17 protein-coding genes are annotated in these 16,410 nt (G+C 65.2%); 7 read left to right on the forward strand and 10 right to left on the reverse strand.

Annotation, left to right across the window (positions count from 1 at the left end):
* Positions 1-129: 129 nt before the first annotated feature.
* The 7 genes from ACWGPT_RS00095 to ACWGPT_RS00125 all read left to right on the forward strand — a co-directional run bounded on the left by ACWGPT_RS00095 (position 130) and on the right by ACWGPT_RS00125 (position 9,205).
* Positions 130-510 carry an endonuclease domain-containing protein gene (locus ACWGPT_RS00095; protein ID WP_452603542.1) on the forward strand — a complete coding sequence of 127 codons (381 nt, stop codon included), beginning with the start codon at positions 130-132 and terminating at the stop codon, positions 508-510.
* Positions 507-1,391 (forward strand): ABC transporter permease, encoded by an 885-nt coding sequence (locus tag ACWGPT_RS00100; RefSeq protein WP_452603543.1) that lies wholly within the window; start codon positions 507-509, stop codon positions 1,389-1,391. Before ACWGPT_RS00095 ends, ACWGPT_RS00100 begins: the two co-directional genes overlap by 4 nt.
* Complete coding sequence (locus ACWGPT_RS00105) at positions 1,388-2,503, forward strand: ABC transporter permease (protein ID WP_452603544.1); 1,116 nt, start codon at positions 1,388-1,390, stop codon at positions 2,501-2,503. Before ACWGPT_RS00100 ends, ACWGPT_RS00105 begins: the two co-directional genes overlap by 4 nt.
* Positions 2,504-2,563: 60 nt before the next feature.
* A complete protein-coding gene (locus tag ACWGPT_RS00110; RefSeq protein WP_452603545.1) occupies positions 2,564-3,535 on the forward strand; it encodes an ABC transporter substrate-binding protein in 972 nt (323 codons plus the stop codon).
* A gap of 278 nt (positions 3,536-3,813) precedes the next feature.
* A complete protein-coding gene (locus ACWGPT_RS00115) occupies positions 3,814-5,010 on the forward strand; it encodes an efflux RND transporter periplasmic adaptor subunit (RefSeq protein WP_452603546.1) in 1,197 nt (398 codons plus the stop codon).
* Positions 5,011-5,023: 13 nt separating this feature from the next.
* Positions 5,024-8,347 (forward strand): efflux RND transporter permease subunit, encoded by a 3,324-nt coding sequence (locus tag ACWGPT_RS00120; protein WP_452603547.1) that lies wholly within the window; start codon positions 5,024-5,026, stop codon positions 8,345-8,347.
* Between the two features lie 174 nt (positions 8,348-8,521).
* On the forward strand, positions 8,522-9,205 hold the full coding sequence (locus tag ACWGPT_RS00125) for a Crp/Fnr family transcriptional regulator (protein ID WP_452603548.1): 684 nt from the start codon (positions 8,522-8,524) through the stop codon (positions 9,203-9,205).
* Positions 9,206-9,222: 17 nt separating this feature from the next.
* Here ACWGPT_RS00125 and ureG read toward each other — a convergent pair whose 3' ends face one another.
* The 10 genes from ureG to ACWGPT_RS00175 are packed head-to-tail and all read right to left on the reverse strand — an operon-like array spanning position 9,223 to position 16,222.
* Complete coding sequence (gene ureG / locus ACWGPT_RS00130) at positions 9,223-9,834, reverse strand: urease accessory protein UreG (protein ID WP_452603549.1); 612 nt, start codon at positions 9,832-9,834, stop codon at positions 9,223-9,225.
* Between the two features lie 32 nt (positions 9,835-9,866).
* Positions 9,867-10,541: an urease accessory protein UreF gene (locus ACWGPT_RS00135; RefSeq protein ID WP_452603550.1), complete on the reverse strand. Its 675-nt coding sequence runs from the start codon at positions 10,539-10,541 to the stop codon at positions 9,867-9,869.
* A gap of 5 nt (positions 10,542-10,546) precedes the next feature.
* Entirely contained in the window at positions 10,547-11,035 is a 489-nt protein-coding gene (gene ureE, locus ACWGPT_RS00140) for an urease accessory protein UreE (RefSeq protein ID WP_452603551.1), read from the reverse strand.
* Between the two features lie 21 nt (positions 11,036-11,056).
* Positions 11,057-11,509, reverse strand: a complete 453-nt coding sequence (locus tag ACWGPT_RS00145) for a GNAT family N-acetyltransferase (RefSeq protein ID WP_452603552.1) — start codon at positions 11,507-11,509, stop codon at positions 11,057-11,059.
* Positions 11,510-11,517: 8 nt separating this feature from the next.
* Positions 11,518-13,227, reverse strand: coding sequence for an urease subunit alpha (ureC, locus tag ACWGPT_RS00150; protein WP_452603553.1), 1,710 nt, complete (start codon positions 13,225-13,227; stop codon positions 11,518-11,520).
* A gap of 46 nt (positions 13,228-13,273) precedes the next feature.
* A complete protein-coding gene (locus ACWGPT_RS00155) occupies positions 13,274-13,696 on the reverse strand; it encodes a lysozyme inhibitor LprI family protein (RefSeq protein ID WP_452603554.1) in 423 nt (140 codons plus the stop codon).
* Complete coding sequence (locus tag ACWGPT_RS00160; protein ID WP_452603555.1) at positions 13,696-14,001, reverse strand: urease subunit beta; 306 nt, start codon at positions 13,999-14,001, stop codon at positions 13,696-13,698. The genes ACWGPT_RS00155 and ACWGPT_RS00160 overlap by 1 nt, the downstream gene beginning before the upstream one ends.
* Before the next feature lie 19 nt (positions 14,002-14,020).
* Positions 14,021-14,323: an urease subunit gamma gene (locus ACWGPT_RS00165; protein ID WP_452603556.1), complete on the reverse strand. Its 303-nt coding sequence runs from the start codon at positions 14,321-14,323 to the stop codon at positions 14,021-14,023.
* 19 nt (positions 14,324-14,342) lie between these two features.
* Entirely contained in the window at positions 14,343-15,164 is an 822-nt protein-coding gene (locus ACWGPT_RS00170) for an urease accessory protein UreD (protein ID WP_452603557.1), read from the reverse strand.
* Positions 15,104-16,222: an alpha/beta hydrolase family esterase gene (locus ACWGPT_RS00175; RefSeq protein ID WP_452603558.1), complete on the reverse strand. Its 1,119-nt coding sequence runs from the start codon at positions 16,220-16,222 to the stop codon at positions 15,104-15,106. The genes ACWGPT_RS00170 and ACWGPT_RS00175 overlap by 61 nt, the downstream gene beginning before the upstream one ends.
* Between the last annotated feature and the right edge of the window lie 188 nt (positions 16,223-16,410).

Consider the following 16,410-nt stretch of genomic DNA (forward strand, 5'->3'; position numbering starts at 1 on the left):
CACGATCAGGCGTTGCTTCCTGCAGTGAAGGTTTGTTGCGGCAGGACGGCGCGGCAGGTTAAGCCCCTCCCCGTTGTGGGGAGGGGTTGGGGAGGGGGAGCTTGCTCGTCCAGCGGAGAGGAGCGTCGGATGCCCCATTCGAACATTGCACCCAGGACAAGAAGCAGAGCGAGAGAGCTAAGGCGGGAACTCACCAAAGCCGAAGCGGCGATGTGGAACATGCTTCGCGACCTTCGTCCCTATGGCGCCCGGTCCCGCTGGGAAACGCCGATCGGACCCTACATCGCCGACTTCGCCTGGCTCTCCGCACGTCTGGTGGTCGAGGTCGACGGCGACAGTCACGAGACGGACCCGGGCCGCCGGCGTGACGCGCGGCGGGACACCTTCCTCAGGAGCAATGGCTTCACCGTGCTCCGTTTCGAGAACGAACAGGTCCTTCGGGGACCGGATCCCGTGTTCGCTGCCGTCTGCGCGCATGCCGCCCCCTTCCTCAGGGGAATGCCGGCATGAGCGCCACTCCCCTGGCCTCCCGCATCGCCCCGGTCCTCACCATTGTCGCGATCATCGTCGCGCTCTGGTATGCGGGGGCGGTGTGGATGAATGCGCCGTTCCAGCGCGATCTCGACCGGCGGGGCAATGTCTCCTCGACGACCCCGGAATTCATCGCAAAGACGCTGTCGCAGCCGAAGCCCGTCGTGCCGGCGCCGCACCAGGTGGCCGCGAACGTGTTCGAGAACACCTTTCTGCGCAAGGTGACCAGCAATCGCAGCCTCGTCTACCACGCCTGGGTGACGCTTTCCTCGACGCTCGCCGGCTTCACATTCGGGACGCTCTTCGGCATCCTGATCGCGGTCGGCATCGTCCACGTGAAGGCGCTCGACCGAAGCCTCATGCCGTGGATCATCGCCTCGCAGACGGTGCCCATCTTGGCGATTGCGCCGATGGTCGTGGTGGTGCTGGCGGCGGTGAACGTCACGGGGCTCATCCCCAAGGCGCTGATTTCCACCTACCTCTCCTTCTTCCCCGTCGCCGTCGGCATGGTGAAGGGCCTGCGCTCTCCCGATCCCATCCAGCTCGACCTGATGCGCACCTACAGCGCCAGCCCGTGGCAGACCTTATGGAAGCTTCGCGTGCCGGCCTCCATGCCCTTCCTGTTCACCTCGATGAAGGTCGCGGTGGCGGCGAGCCTCGTCGGCGCGATCGTCGCCGAACTGCCGACGGGTGCGGCCGCCGGCATCGGCTCCAAGCTGCTGGCCGGTTCCTACTACAGCCAGACGATCGACATGTGGGCGGCGCTGATCGCAGGCTCCGTTCTTGCCGCCGCCCTCGTCACCATCGTCGGGATCGGCGCCCGGATCGTCGACCGGAGAATGGGGGTACGAACGGCATGAGCGCGTCCCTCCGCTCCTGGCAGGGCATCCTTGCCCTTCTCCTCTGTCTCACCGCCTTGCCCGGCCTGCCGCTCGTCCAGTCCGGCACAAGCAGCGGCACCACTGCGGTCGTCCTGCTGCTCGTCACCGCGGGCGCCGTCGCTTCCCTCCTGCGGCTTTCGCCGCTCGTAGCCGCACTCATCCTCCTCGTCACCGCGCATCTTGCCGCCTTCCTGCTGATCGGCGCCATTGCCGGCAACGAGGGCGAAGCAGGGACCTCGTTCTTCCTACTGATCGTCGCGAGCTGGCTGCTCGGATGGCGATGCATATCGCTGCTTTCCGAACTCCGCCCCGCGTCCCGGGCGGCGTCCGCGGTGCTTCGCCTGCTCATCCCGGCGATCTTCGGCGCCTGGGTGCTGATCCTCTGGGAGGCGGTCACCCGCGGCGCCGGCGTGCCCTTCATCCTCCTGCCTCCGCCCTCGGCGATCTGGGAGCGGATCGTGAACTCCGTGCCCATTCTCGCGGCCGACGTCCGCCAGACCATTCTGAAGGCGGTGCTGTTCGGCTACGTGGCGGGCTGCGCGGCGGGCTTCGTCGTCGCGGTCCTCGCCGACCGGATCGCCTTCCTGGGACGCGGCCTTTTGCCGATCGGCAACCTGATGTCGGCCCTGCCGATCATCGGCGTCGCGCCGATCATGGTGATGTGGTTCGGCTTCGACTGGCATTCCAAGGCGGCCGTCGTCATCGTCATGACCTTCTTCCCCATGCTGGTGAACACGGTCACGGGGCTTTCCGCCTCCGGGCCGATGGAGCGCGACCTGATGCGATCCTACGCCTCCGGCTACTGGCAGACCCTGGTCAAGCTGCGCCTTCCGGCGGCCATGCCCTTCATCTTCAACGCGCTGAAGATCAACTCGACCCTCGCCCTGATCGGCGCGATCGTCGCGGAATTCTTCGGCACGCCGATCGTCGGCATGGGGTTCAGGATTTCCACCGAGATCGGTCGAATGAACGTCGACATGGTCTGGGCGGAGATCGCGGTTGCCGCCGTCATCGGATCGGTCTTCTATGGTGTCGTGGCCCTCGCGGAGCGGGCGACGACGTTCTGGCATCCGTCGAGCCGTGGTGGCTAGACGTATCCGCCTTCCGCAACGACGGAGGCGGCAAAACCTCAGAGGGAAAGGATAAAAACAATGAGAAATATCCTTGTTGCATTGATGGCGAGCGCCATGTCGCTGGCGGCCGTCCAGGCGGCTGCGGCCGCCGATATCGTCCTGCAGCTTAAATGGGTCGCACAGTCGCAGTTCGCGGGCTATTACGTGGCCGAGGACAAGGGCTTCTACGACGAGGAAGGCCTCGACGTGGAGATCAAGGCCGGCGGCCCCGACATCGCCCCCGAACAGGTGATCGCCGGCGGCGGCGCCGACGTCATCGTCGCCTGGATGGGCGGCGCGCTGGTCGCCCGCGAAAAGGGCGTGCCGCTCGTCAACATCGCCCAGCCCTACCAGAAGTCCGGCCTGCAGCTGATCTGCCCGAAGGACGGCCCGATCGCAACCGAGGCCGATTTCAAGGGCCACACGCTCGGCGTCTGGTTCTTCGGCAACGAATATCCCTTCTTCGCCTGGATGAACAAGCTCGGGCTCTCGACCGAAGGCGGCCCGGAGGGCGTCACGGTGCTCAAGCAGAGCTTCGACGTGCAGCCGCTCGTCCAGAAGCAGGCCGACTGCATCTCCGTCATGACCTATAACGAGTACTGGCAGGCGATCGATGCCGGCTTCAAGCCGGAGGACCTGGTCGTCTTCAACTATACCGAGATGGGCAACGACCTCCTGGAGGACGGCCTCTACGTCCTCGAGGACAAGCTTGCCGACCCGGCCTTCAAGGAGAACATGGTGAAGTTCGTCCGCGCCTCCATGAAGGGCTGGAAATACGCCATGGAGAACCCCGAGGAAGCCGCCGGGATCGTCATGGACAACGGCGGCCAGGACGAGAACCACCAGACGCGCATGATGGGCGAGGTCGCCAAGCTGATCGGCGACGGCACCGGCAAGCTGGACCCCGCCGTCTACGAGCGCACCGCCAAGGCGCTTCTCGACCAGAAGATCATCACCAAGGAGCCGGACGGCGCCTTCACCACCGAGATCACCGACGCGGCCGCGCAGTAACGGTCCCGTTCAACTTGCCGGCACGGAGAACAACGCGCGGCCACCACCGCGCGTTGTTACGTAAACCATAACATAATGTAATGAGAACAATAAAAGAACATACTTGATTTGCATACCGCGTGCTCCTAGAAAAGTGAGCCGGTGAAACATCCATGCCTGCCTTGCAGGCGTTTGCCCCGGCACCAGTTTGTCGTTCCACCCCGACCGCCGGCGGTCGGGTATTTCCCGCGCGATGGCGGGGCCGATTGAACCCTGTTGCCCAACTGGATCCAGTACGCATGCTCCGCAAGTCTATTTTCCTGGCCTGTCTCCTCCCGGCCGCCCTTCTCGCCCTGCCGGCGCTCCCCGGCCTTGCGCAGGAAGATGCCGAGCCCGCCGCTGCGCAGGAGGCCAACCTGCCCTCCATCATCGTCACCGAGGCGGTGGAGCGGCCGTTGACGGACCGCGTGATCGCCACGGGAACGATCAGGGCCGTCCAGGAAGTCTATGTCCAGCCGCTCGTCGACGGGCTGTCGATCCGCTCGCTGGAGGCCGATGTCGGCGACGTGGTCGAGGCCGACCAGGTTCTTGCGACGCTGAACGACGACGCGCTGATCCTGCAGAAGAGCCAGCTGGAGGCGAACAAGGCGAAGGCGGAGGCCGGGCTTGCGCAGTACAAGGCGCAGGTCATCGAGGCGCAGGCGAATTTCGACGACGCGATCCGGCAGCGGGAACGCGCCACGCGGCTCGGCAAGACCGGCACCGGCTCGGTCGCCGAGGTCGAACGCGCGACGGCGGCGGCCGACGTTGCCGAGGCACGGCTCGAAGCCGCCAGGCAGTCGGTCTCGGTCGGCGAAGCGGACATCAAGGTCGTCGAAAGCCAGATCGCCGACATCGACCTGAAGCTCGCCCGCACCGGCGTGAAGGCACCCTTCGCAGGCATCGTCGCGGCGCGCAACGCGAAGGTCGGCGCGATCGCGAGCGGCGCAGGCGAACCCCTGTTCACCATCATCCGCGACGGCGCGCTGGAACTGGTCGCCGACCTTTCGGAAACGGACATCCAGAAGATAAAGCCCGGCCAGAAGGCCATGCTCAGCATCGCCGGCGGCAAGCGGGCCATCGAGGGCGAGGTGCGGCTGGTATCGCCGACAGTCGATCCCGTCAGCCGCCTCGGTTTCGTGCGCATCGCCGTCGACGCCAAAAGCGGCGCCCGTGCCGGTATGTATGGCAGCGCGCAGATCATCGTCGAGGAGACGACCGCCCTCACTTTGCCGCTGTCTGCGGTCACAACGGGACGCGAGGGCTCCTTCGCCCGCAAGGTGGAGGACAATGTCGTCAAGCAGGTGGAGATCGAGGTCGGCATCCAGGATGACGGCTTCGTGGAAATAGCGAGCGGCCTCAAGGCCGGCGACGTGGTGGTGGAGAAGGCCGGCGCCTTCGTGCGCGATGGCGACCGGATCAATCCGGTTCCCGCGCGGCAGACCGCGTCGAATTGATCGAGGACCAAAGATGAATTTCTCCGCCTGGTCGATCCGCAATCCGATTGCGCCGCTGCTCGGCTTTGCGCTGCTGCTCTTCCTCGGGCTGCAGTCCTTCTATTCCCTGCCGATCACCCGCTTCCCGAACATCGACGTTCCGGTCGTCTCGATCACCGTGGTCCAGAGCGGCGCCTCGCCGGCGGAACTAGAGATGCAGGTCACCAAGGAGGTCGAGGACGCCGTCGCCTCCATCAGCGGCGTGGACGAGATCCAGTCGACGGTCACCGACGGCCAGTCGCAGACCGTCGTCCTCTTCCGCATCGAGAAGCCGACCGACGAGGCCGTGCAGGATACCAAGGATGCGATCGACCGCATCCGCAGCGATCTGCCCGCAAGCGCCGAGGAGCCCGTCGTCTCCAAGATCGACGTCGAGGGCCAGGCGATCCAGACCTTCTCGGTAAGCTCGCCGAACATGACGCTCGAGGAACTCTCCTGGTTCGTGGACGACACGATCAAGCGGGAACTGCAGGGCCAGCCGGGCATCGGCCGGATCGACCGCTACGGCGGTTCCGACCGCGAAATCCGCGTGTCGCTCAACCCGGCCAAGCTGAATTCCTACGGCATTACCGCGGTCGAGGTGAATAGCCAGATCCGCGGCACCAACGTCGACCTGGGTTCCGGCCGTGGCCAGGTGGCCGGCAACGAGCAGACCATCCGCACCCTGGGCGACGCCCGGACCGTGCAGCAGCTCGCCGACACGACGATCGCGCTCACCAACGGCCGGTTCGTGAAGCTCTCCGAACTGGGCACGGTCACCGATACCTACGAGGAGCAGAAGTCGTTCTCGCGCTTCAACGGCTCGCCCTCCGTCACCTTCGCGGTCTTCCGTGCCAAGGGCGCCAGCGAGGTCTCCGTGGCCGAGACGGTGGCCGAGAGCCTGAAGACGGTTCGCGAGGCAAATCCCGACGTCAACATCGAGATGGTCGACGATTCCGTCTATTTCACCTACGGCAACTACGAGGCCGCGCTGCACACGCTGACGGAGGGCGCGATCCTCGCCGTCATCGTGGTGATGCTCTTCCTGCGCAACTGGCGCGCGACGGTGATTTCCGCGGTCGCCCTCCCCCTCTCGGCGATCCCCACCTTCTGGGTCATGGATCTCCTGGGCTTCTCGCTCAACCTCGTGAGCTTCCTGGCGCTGACGCTCGCCACCGGCATCCTCGTGGACGACGCGATCGTCGAGGTGGAAAACATCGCGCGGCACATCAAGATGGGCAAGACGCCCTATCGCGCAGCGCTCGATGCGGCCGACGAGATCGGCCTTGCCGTCATCGCCACCAGCTTCACCATCATCGCCGTCTTCGTGCCGGTCTCGTTCATGCCTGGCATTCCGGGCCAGTACTTCATCCAGTTCGGCCTGACGGTGGCCTTCTCCGTCTTCTTCTCACTGCTGGTGGCGCGTCTCATCACGCCGCTGATGGCGGCCTACTGGATGCGCGCCGAAGACGCGATGGAGGACCATCAGGACAATGACGGCCGGCTGATGAAGGCCTATACGCGGCTCGTCACCGGCACCACCACCAGATGGTACATGCGTTACGCGACGCTTCTCGGCGCGATCGCCTTCCTCATCGGTTCGGTGGCGCTGCTCAGCCAGGTTCCCGGCAGCTTCCTGCCGCCGGAGGACTCCTCGCGCATCGTCCTTTCCGTCGAACTGCCGCCGAATGCGGCGCTCGAGGAAACCGCCGCCTCCACCGACCTCATCTACGAGGCCGTGCGCGATCTCGACGGCGTCGAAAGCGTCTTCGTGCTCGGTGGCGCCTCCCCCAAGGGCGATCTGGAACTGCGCCGCGCGACGGTCCGCGTCATCCTGCAAAACATCGATCACTCGCTGCTGAAGACCCTCGTCAACAAGGGCCTCGGCTCCATTCCCGTCCTGGGCGACATCATCCCCAAGCTGCCCGACCACGGCCGTACCCGCCCGCAGTGGGAGGTCGAGCGGGAACTCTTCGAAAAGGTCCGCTCGATCCCGGACGTGCGGATTTCCAAGCTCAACGACCGCGCCGAGCGCGAACTCAGCTTCAACTTCCTGTCTTCCAGCGAAGCGGACCTGAACGAGGCGGTGAGCCTGCTGGAATCGCGGCTGCGCGCCTCGCCTATCCTCGCGAACGTCAGCTCGGAAGGCGCCCTGCCGCGGCCCGAACTGCAGATCCGCCCGCGCAAGGACGAGGCCGCCCGGCTCGGCATCACGCCGCAGCAGATCTCCGAGACGGTGCGCGTCGCGACCATCGGCGATATAGACGCGCAGCTTGCGAAGATGTCGATCGACGACCGGCAGATCCCGATCCGCGTCCAGGCATCGCTCGACCTGCGCCGCGACCTCGCCGCGATCCGGGCGCTGAAGATCAAGACGGCGACCGGCGAGACCGTGCCGCTCTACAGCGTCGCCGACATCGACTATGCGGAAGGCCCGAGCTCCATCAGGCGCAACGACCGCAGCCGCGTCGTCTCGATCGGATCCGACGTTCCGTTCGGGACGGCCCTCGACACCTCGACGGAGGAATTCAAGCGGATCGTCGACCAGACGGAGCTTCCGCCCACCGTGCGGCTTGCCGAAAGCGGCGACGCCAAGGTGCAGGCCGAGATGACGCAGAGTTTCGGCAATGCCATGCTGCTCGGCCTGTTGATGGTGCTCGTCGTGCTGATCCTGCTCTTCAAGGATGTCATCCAGCCCTTCACCATCCTCCTGTCGCTGCCGCTTGCCATCGGCGGCGTCGCGATGGCGCTGATCATCACCCAGAACTCGCTCTCCATGCCGGTGCTGATCGGCATCCTGATGCTGATGGGCATCGTGACCAAGAACGCCATCCTGCTCGTGGACTTCGCGATCGAGATGCGCCGCCACGGGATGGAGCGGGTCCATGCCATGGTCGAGGCCGGCCGAAAGCGCGCCCGGCCGATCATCATGACCTCGATCGCCATGTCGGCGGGCATGCTGCCCTCGGCGCTCGGCGTCGGCGAAGGCGGCTCGTTCCGCGCCCCGATGGCGATTGCCGTGATCGGCGGCATCATCGTCTCGACGGTACTGTCGCTGGTCGTGGTTCCCGCCTTCTTCCTGATCATGGACGACCTGTCGCTGCTGCTCGGCCGCATCTTCGGCGGTCTGTTCGGCAAGAAGGAGCACGAGGCCGCGGAACTGTCGACGGAAGAACTCAGCCGCCGTGCCCACGAGACAGCCTCCTCGATCGCGACGCTGGAGGAGCGCCTGACGTCGATCGAGAAGCAGAACGGCGCCAACGACGACAAGGCGTCCGGTGCCAATGTGATGCGGATGACGCCCTGGGCGGCGGAATAGGTCGAAACGACCGCAGGAGATCGTCGAGGCCGGGCCAGCGCCCGGCCTTTTCCGTTCGCGAGCAACTGCGTCCACATTTGATCGATGTCAAAGGTTTTCCCGCGGCAGTTGCTAGATATCTGTCAAGAGTTGGTCGAGCAACCGCGTCTAGCAATGGAAAAGCCCACGGTTTCAATGAACAAGAGCCTGAGAGTGAATAGCCGCGACAAGGCAATGCTGGTCAGGGCGCCGTTTCTGGCCGACCTGAACGGCGAAGCCCTGATCAAGATGCTGAACGCCGCATCGATCAGCAGCGTTCCGGCGCGCCATATCGTCTTTCGCGAAGGCATGCCCGCCGATCATTTCTACTGCGTGCTCTCGGGCTATGTCCGCCTCTACCGCCTGAACCGCGAGGGGCGCGAGGCCGATATCCGCATCTGCGGGCCGGGCGACACGTTCGCCGAATGCCTGATCTACGGCGACGAGATCTACCGCTTCCACGCCCAGGCCGCCGAGCACGCGACCCTCGCCCGCTTCGACATCCGCGTCGTCCGGCAGCTGGCGGAGCAGGAACCGGAGATCGCCCGGGCGATCATTTCCTGCCTGTCGCGGCACCTGCTGACGACCATGGACTGCGTCGCGAACGACCGCCTGCACACCGCGCCCCAGCGCGTGGCGGAATATCTGATGAAGGCCTGTCCCGTGGATGGCGGCCCGGCTTCCGTCCGCCTGCCGTTCCAGAAGAGCCTTCTTGCCGGAATGCTGGGCCTTGCGCCGGAAGCCCTGTCGCGCGCCTTTTCATCGCTCCGCCGCGCCGGCGTCACCGTCCGCGGCCGCATCATCCAGATCGGCGACGTGAAGGCGCTGCGCGACGTCTGACGTCGGCAGCGCCCTGTTCACAGCCCACCGTTTTCCTTGAGGAACCGGACCACGTGGTCGACGCCTTCGCCGCGCTTAAGGTCGGTGAAAAGGTGGGGCTTCGCCTCGCGCATCCGTGAGGCGTCGCGGTCCATGACATCGAGATCGGCGCCGACATAGGGCGCGAGATCCTTCTTGTTGATCACCAGCAGGTCCGAGCGCGTGATCCCGGGCCCGCCCTTGCGCGGGATTTCCTCGCCCTGGCAGGTGGAGATGACGTAGATGGTCAGGTCCGCAAGGTCGGGCGAAAAGGTTGCGGCCAGGTTGTCGCCCCCGGATTCGATGAAGACGACGTCGAGATCCGGGAACCGCTCGTTGAGGCCGGCGATCGCCTGCAGGTTGATGGTCGCGTCCTCACGGATGGCAGTGTGCGGGCAGCCGCCGGTCTCCACCCCGACGATGCGGTCGGACGACAGCGCCTGCATGCGCACCAGCGCGTCGGCGTCTTCCCGCGTATAGATGTCGTTGGTGACGACGGCGACCGAGTATTCCTCGCGCATCGCCTTGCAGAGCTTTTCCGTCAACGCCGTCTTGCCGGAACCGACAGGACCGCCGATGCCGATGCGAAGCGGTCCGTTGGGCGATTTCATGCGTTTGTCCTTTCTCATCCACAGGCCGCCCCTCAGGAGCGGAAGAGCCTCGAATTCTGTGTCTCGTGCCTGAGCGAGGCGATCTCCGCCCGGATGGCGGCCGTCCCTAGATCGTCCGGGCCGCATTCCGAAGCGCGGGACGAAACGTCCACGACCGCCGCCTCCAGCGCCGCGAGGATCGCGACGCCCTCCGCCTGCCCGCAGGCCCCCAGCCGGATCCCCGCCGAGACCGACTGCGACAGCGCCGCATGCAGGTAGGCGGCGAGCCCTTCAGTGAGCGGCACGTCATGGGCCGCCGACACCGCCCCGACGGCGACCGGCAGCGGAAGCTCCCGCGGCAGGCGGTCGAACTGGTCGCTCGGCCAGGCACGGGCCGCCGTGACGAAGGCCTGTCCCATCGACAGCGTCTCGAAATGCCGCTCCGCCGAGCCCGCAAGCGCGAGCCCGAGTTCCGCGACGTCCGCGAGCGCCGCCTCGTCGTCGTGACGCCGCCAGGCTTGCGCAAACAGCACGGCGTCGTTCCACAGGCTGCCATGCCGCAGGAGGGCCTCCAGCCAGGAGCGCAGGCCGCCAGCATCGCCCGCCATCCCGTCATGGACCGCCCGCTCCAGCCCGCCCGACCAGGCGAAGCCGCCGATCGGAAAGGCAGGCGACAGCCATGCCATCAGGCGAAGCAGCGCCCGGGTCTGCAGGCCGGCGTCACCCATGGCGCTCAGTCATGCGAGTGGTGAGTGTCGTCGTGCCCGTGAGACCCATGCGAATGGCCGCCATGCGCATGATAGGCGCCGCGGACGGGATGGAAGGGTTCCTCCACTTCCGCCACCGTCGCGCCCAGCCCCTCGAGCATCTGCCGGATCACGTGGTCGCGAAGGATGAGGATGCGCTCCTCCTCGATCTGCGCCGAAAGGTGCCGGTTGCCGAGATGCCAGGCGAGTTCGATCAGATGCAGTGGGTCGCGGGCGCGGATCTCGAACAGCTTTTCCGCCGCCGCGGCGATCGCGACATTGTTGCCGTCCTCGAGGATCAGCCGGTCGCCCTCTGCGAGCAGCACGGGTTCCTTGAGGTCCAGCATCACCATCTCGCCGTTCGAAAGGTGCAGCACCTTGCGCCGAAGATGCCGCAGGTCGTGCGGCAGCGAAATGGTGTCGATCGGCGGGTCGGTGATGACACCGGCATGGTGGTAGGCGGTGATGCGTTGCATGCGTTCGTCCTTGAGCGAGGATCATGTGCCCAGTGGCTTGCGGAAGTAAATGACCCGTTCTGTCTCGACAAAGCCCCACTGTCGATGGGCCAGATGGGAGGAGGTGTTGTGCATTTCGGCATCCGAACAAAGCTCGACGAAACCTTTGGCTCGAAGATCAGACTCGATCTGGGCCAGCAACTGGCCAGCGATGCCCATTCGCCTACTGCGCTCTTCGACGAGTATGCCTTCGAGAAACGGAACGGGCGTTGAGGTACAGCCATTGGCATAGGCACGGATCGAGACCTCCGCGAAGGCTACGAGCGCGCCGTCGGGGCTGAACGCACCGTAGCCGACACCGCCCTGCTGGCCCAGCATCTCCTCTATCTCGACCAGATGCGCGTCAGCCGGTTGATCCGGCCACAGGGCTTGCCGCAGCCTTGACCACGGCCCCGCGTCGAGGGACGTCAGCGATCTGACAGATACAGGTTTCAAGCTCATCCTCAGAACAGGAAATAGCGCTGGGCCATCGGCAGCACGGTTGCGGGCTCGCAGGTCAGCAGTTCTCCGTCGGCGCGCACCTCGTATGTCTCCGGATCGACCTCGATCTGCGGCGTCAGCGAATTGTGGATCATCGAGGCCTTGGAAATGCCGCCGCGGACATTTTTCACAGCGACGAGCTTCTTCGCCACGCCGAGCCGCTGGGAAAGTCCGGCGTCCAGCGAGGCCTGGGAAACGAAGGTGACCGAGGAATTGGTCCGAAGCTTGCCATAGGCGGCAAACATCGGCCGGTAGTGCATCGGCTGCGGCGTCGGGATGGAGGCGTTCGGATCGCCCATCGGCGCTGCCGCGATCGAGCCGCCGAGCAGCACCATTTCCGGCTTCACGCCGAAGAAGGCCGGGCTCCACAGCACGAGGTCCGCGCGCTTGCCGACCTCGACCGAACCGATCTCGTGGGAGACGCCGTGGGCGATCGCCGGGTTGATCGTGTACTTGGCGATATAGCGGCGGACGCGGAAATTGTCGTTCTCGTCCGTCTCATCCTTCAGCCGGCCGCGCTGGCGCTTCATCTTGTCGGCGGTCTGCCAGGTGCGGATGGCGACTTCCCCGACGCGGCCCATGGCCTGGCTGTCCGACGAGATGATCGAGAAGGCGCCGATATCGTGGAGGATGTCCTCCGCCGCGATCGTCTCCTTGCGGATGCGGCTCTCGGCAAAGGCGATGTCTTCCGGGATCGACGGCGACAGGTGATGGCAGACCATCAGCATGTCGAGATGCTCGGCGAGCGTATTCACCGTATAGGGTCGTGTCGGGTTGGTGGAGGACGGGATGACGTTGGGGTGGCCGCAGACCTTGATGATGTCCGGCGCGTGCCCGCCGCCCGCCCCTTCCGTATGGAAGGCATGGATCGTGCGGCCCCTGATCGACGAAACCGTATTCTCCACGAAGCCGGATTCGTTCAGCGTGTCCGTGTGGATCATCACCTGCACGTCGTATTCGTCCGCGACGGTCAGGCAGTTGTCGATCGCCGCCGGCGTCGTGCCCCAGTCCTCGTGCAGCTTCAGCGACGACGCGCCGGAGAGGATCATCTCCTCGAGCGGCGCGGGAAGGGAGGCATTGCCCTTGCCGGCGAGCGCGAGGTTCATCGGGAAGGCGTCGAAGCTCTCGATCATCCGCTCGATATGCCAGGCACCGGTGCAGGTCGTCGCCAGCGTGCCGTGCGCGGGACCGCTGCCGCCGCCCAGCATGCAGGTCACGCCGCTCATCAGCGCTTCCTCGATCTGCTGCGGGCAGATGTAGTGGATATGCGCGTCCATGCCCCCTGCGGTAAGGATCTTGCCCTCGCCCGCGATCGCCTCGGTCGATGGTCCGACAATGATCGTCACGCCCGGCTGCGTATCCGGATTGCCGGCCTTGCCGATCCCGTGGATGCGCCCGTCCTTGAGGCCGACGTCCGCCTTGTAGATGCCCGTATGGTCGACGATCAGCGCATTGGTGATTACCGTGTCGACGGCGCCTTCCGCGCGCGTCGCCTGGCTCTGCCCCATGCCGTCGCGGATTACCTTGCCGCCTCCGAACTTCACCTCCTCGCCATAGGTGGTGAAATCCTTCTCCACCTCGATGAAGAGTTCCGTATCGGCGAGCCGCACCTTGTCGCCGACCGTCGGACCGAACATGGAGGCGTAGGCAGCGCGGGAAATCCTGTGGGGCATGAATGAACCTTCTGAAAACTACCTGTTGAAACAGCCGGAGGGGGCGTCACCTGCCCGTCATGAGATCCGTCTGTTCCTTCAATTGCTGGGTCCGCTGGCGGGTAAGCACCGCCTGGCAGCCGTAGATGAGCATCGGCTCCATGGTCCCGCCGCGTGCCTGGTAGCCGTGGAAGGCACATTGCGCGTCGCGGAAGGCAAGCCAGGCGCGTTGCGAGGCAAGCAGCGCGTCCGAAGCGCTCCCTAGGTCCTCGCCGCCGTCCGCATCCCACTCCTTCATCGCCTCCCGCGTCAGCTTGTACTGCGCGTTGAGCTGCTCGTCGGCGTCGGCAAAATCGAGCTGCGCGCAATAGGTGAGCTCCATCTGTGTCGTCGCCTTGCCGCAGTCGACATCCGGCTGTTGCGCAAACCCCGGAGCCTCCGCCAGAAGCACGCAACCGCACATCATCAGCGTAAGCAGTATCTTCGACATCAGAGTCCCCCCATGACCTTCTGCTGGAAACCGTAGACCTTGCGCGCCCCCGAAAGCGGGATCAGCGTCACCTGCCGGGTCTGGCCCGGCTCGAAGCGGACGGCGGTGCCGGCGGGAATGTCGAGCCGCATGCCGCGCGCCATCACGCGTTCGAAGACCAGCGCCTCGTTGGTCTCGAAGAAGTGGTAGTGGCTGCCCACCTGGATCGGCCGGTCGCCGCTGTTCGCCACCTCGACGGTGATCGTCGGCGCACCGGCATTGAGTTCGATTTCGCCTTCAGCGGCAATCACTTCGCCCGGAATCATGAATCAACCTCAAAGCCCGTTAACGTATCGGTTCATGGACGGTGACGAGCTTCGTCCCGTCCGGAAAGGTCGCCTCGACCTGCACGTCGTGGATCATCTCGGCGATCCCTTCCATCACCTGGTCGCGGGTGACGACATGGGCGCCCGCCTCCATCAGGTCGGCGACGGACCGGCCGTCCCGCGCGCCTTCCACGACGTAATCCGTGATCAGCGCGATCGCTTCCGGATGGTTGAGCTTGACGCCGCGCTCGAGCCTTCGGCGCGCCACCATGGCCGCCATCGATATCAGCAGCTTGTCTTTTTCCCTGGGGGTGAGGTTCATCTTGCTTCCGCACTCGTCATCAAATGTTCCAGACCTTCGGCACCGGCGCTCCGTTTCGCAATACGGTAATTACCGGTACCAGCACTTTTCTAAGCTCGAAGCCGCTCTGCGCAACCAGCCGGACGAGAAGCTTGCCCTGCCAGTGGCTTGCGCCGCCCATCGACGACCCGAGCGCAGCCCTTACCTTTGACAGCATTGCCTCCGCAAGCGGCCCGACATAGATGAGCGTGGCGAAGGCCGATTGGCCGCCAAGTGTCGCGTCGAGGGAGAGAAGCCGGTCGATTTCGCCATCCAGGCGCAGGTTTTCGGCATGCAGAAGCCGCCCCTCCTGCCGGATGCGCCAGCGATCGCGGAAGACCCCGCTGCTCGGCCGTTCGCCCATGGCCTGCCGGCCGACGAGGACGGCCTCCACGGCCAGGAATTCCGATGTCGCCTGAAGGTCGATCTCCAGCGTCCGGTTGAGTGCGGAGCGATCGAAGAGGATTGTTTCCTGGGGCAGCCAGTGGACTGCGGCGTCCTTCCCGACCGAGATCCGGGTGGTCACGCAGGCCATGTCGGCCGAGGCCTTGTAGACCTTCTCGTTCGCCTGCGTGGTGACGGTGAGCCGGGTGGAATTGGCGGCGGCGACGGACCATTCGATCACGTCGCCGCCCGTCAGTCCCCCTGACGTATTGATGAGGATCGCCTCCATATCGGGCGAAAATGTCTCCGGAAGCCTGATTTTTGCGCAGCCTTCCTGAAAAAACTCGGCCAGACGCGTACGGCCGGCGAACGCCTTGGTTACAAGGCGTCCCTTACCCCTTGCCCGCTGCGGCGCGTGGTATTCGGCTGGCTGCTGCAATTCGTCTCCTGGATATCCCCGGTCCTTGCACAATCCGAAGCAACCGCCGTGCCAGACTTGGCAACAGCCGGAAGAGCCTCCGCGACGACATTCGCCTTATCCGCTTTCAGGAAGAACTCCCACATCCGAAAAGCCGGATCAACAGATGGATCGAAGGCGGGAGGCTTGCCGGCCGAGGCGACCTGCACCACGCCGGCCTTGGCGGAAGAGGCCGAGGCGGCCGCCATCATGCCTTCGGCGGGCGCGGTGTTCGGCCAGGCATGCGTACCGTTGGCATAGACATAGGCCGCGATGCGCGCGCCTGCCTTGCAGGTGTCGTAGAGGCGCTGCGTCACGTCGCCGACAGTGTTGGTCACCGCGTCACCCGTGCAGCCGTCCATCCGGCTCCAGCGCTGCAGCGCGGTCAGGAAACCGTAGCGCCAATAGGGCTTTCCGCCGCCGGCATAGGGATTGGCGTCGTCCTTCTCGCCGGCAAAGGCGATGATCGACATCGGGCGGGCCGGGGCGCAGGTCGCCGGATCGGGTTTCCACTGGCCGTCGATATTGACCGGCGCGCCGGCACGCAGCGAGTGGACGAAGCCGGCCGCCGCAAACTCGTCGTGGCCGCTGCAGATATATTGCGAGAGCATCCGCCCTCCGCCGGAATAGCCGGAAGCATAGATGCGGTTGCGATCGACGCAGGCGGTCTCCTCGATCGTGTTGATCGCGGCGCTGATGAAGTCGACCTCGTCGAGACCGCCCTCCTGCGTCGTCACCAGCGGCACGTTCCAGGCATGCGTGCCTTCGTAGGCCCCGGCGAGGCTTCCCTGGAGGGCGACGACGATGAAGCCCTCCTTCTCCGCTACCTTGTCCCAGGAACTGCGCTTCAGCTGCCCGGCGGGATTGCTGTGGCTGCCGTGGAAGTCGAAGACCACCGGCACCTTGTCCGTGCCGGAATAGGAGGAGGGAACGAAATAGACGCCGGTGCGAACCGCGTCCGTGGACTGTACCGTGAACTCATGCGGGCCCGGCTGGATCGGCTGCCCGCAGCCGTCGGCGAGCGCTGCGTTCGCGCCCACGAAAAACGCTCCTCCGGCAAACAGCCAGACAAGAGCGCGGGAACCGGGAATACCATTAATGCGTGCAAATGCCATCAAGCGCCTCGCTAGCGGGGTGCAGGGTCTTTCACTCTCTGCGGCCTGTTGGATAACTGCGGAGGTGATAGCATATATTAGTGAGTATTGAAACGATTAAAGCGTTAGAAAGC

The organism is Pseudorhizobium sp. NPDC055634 (genome assembly GCF_053618655.1).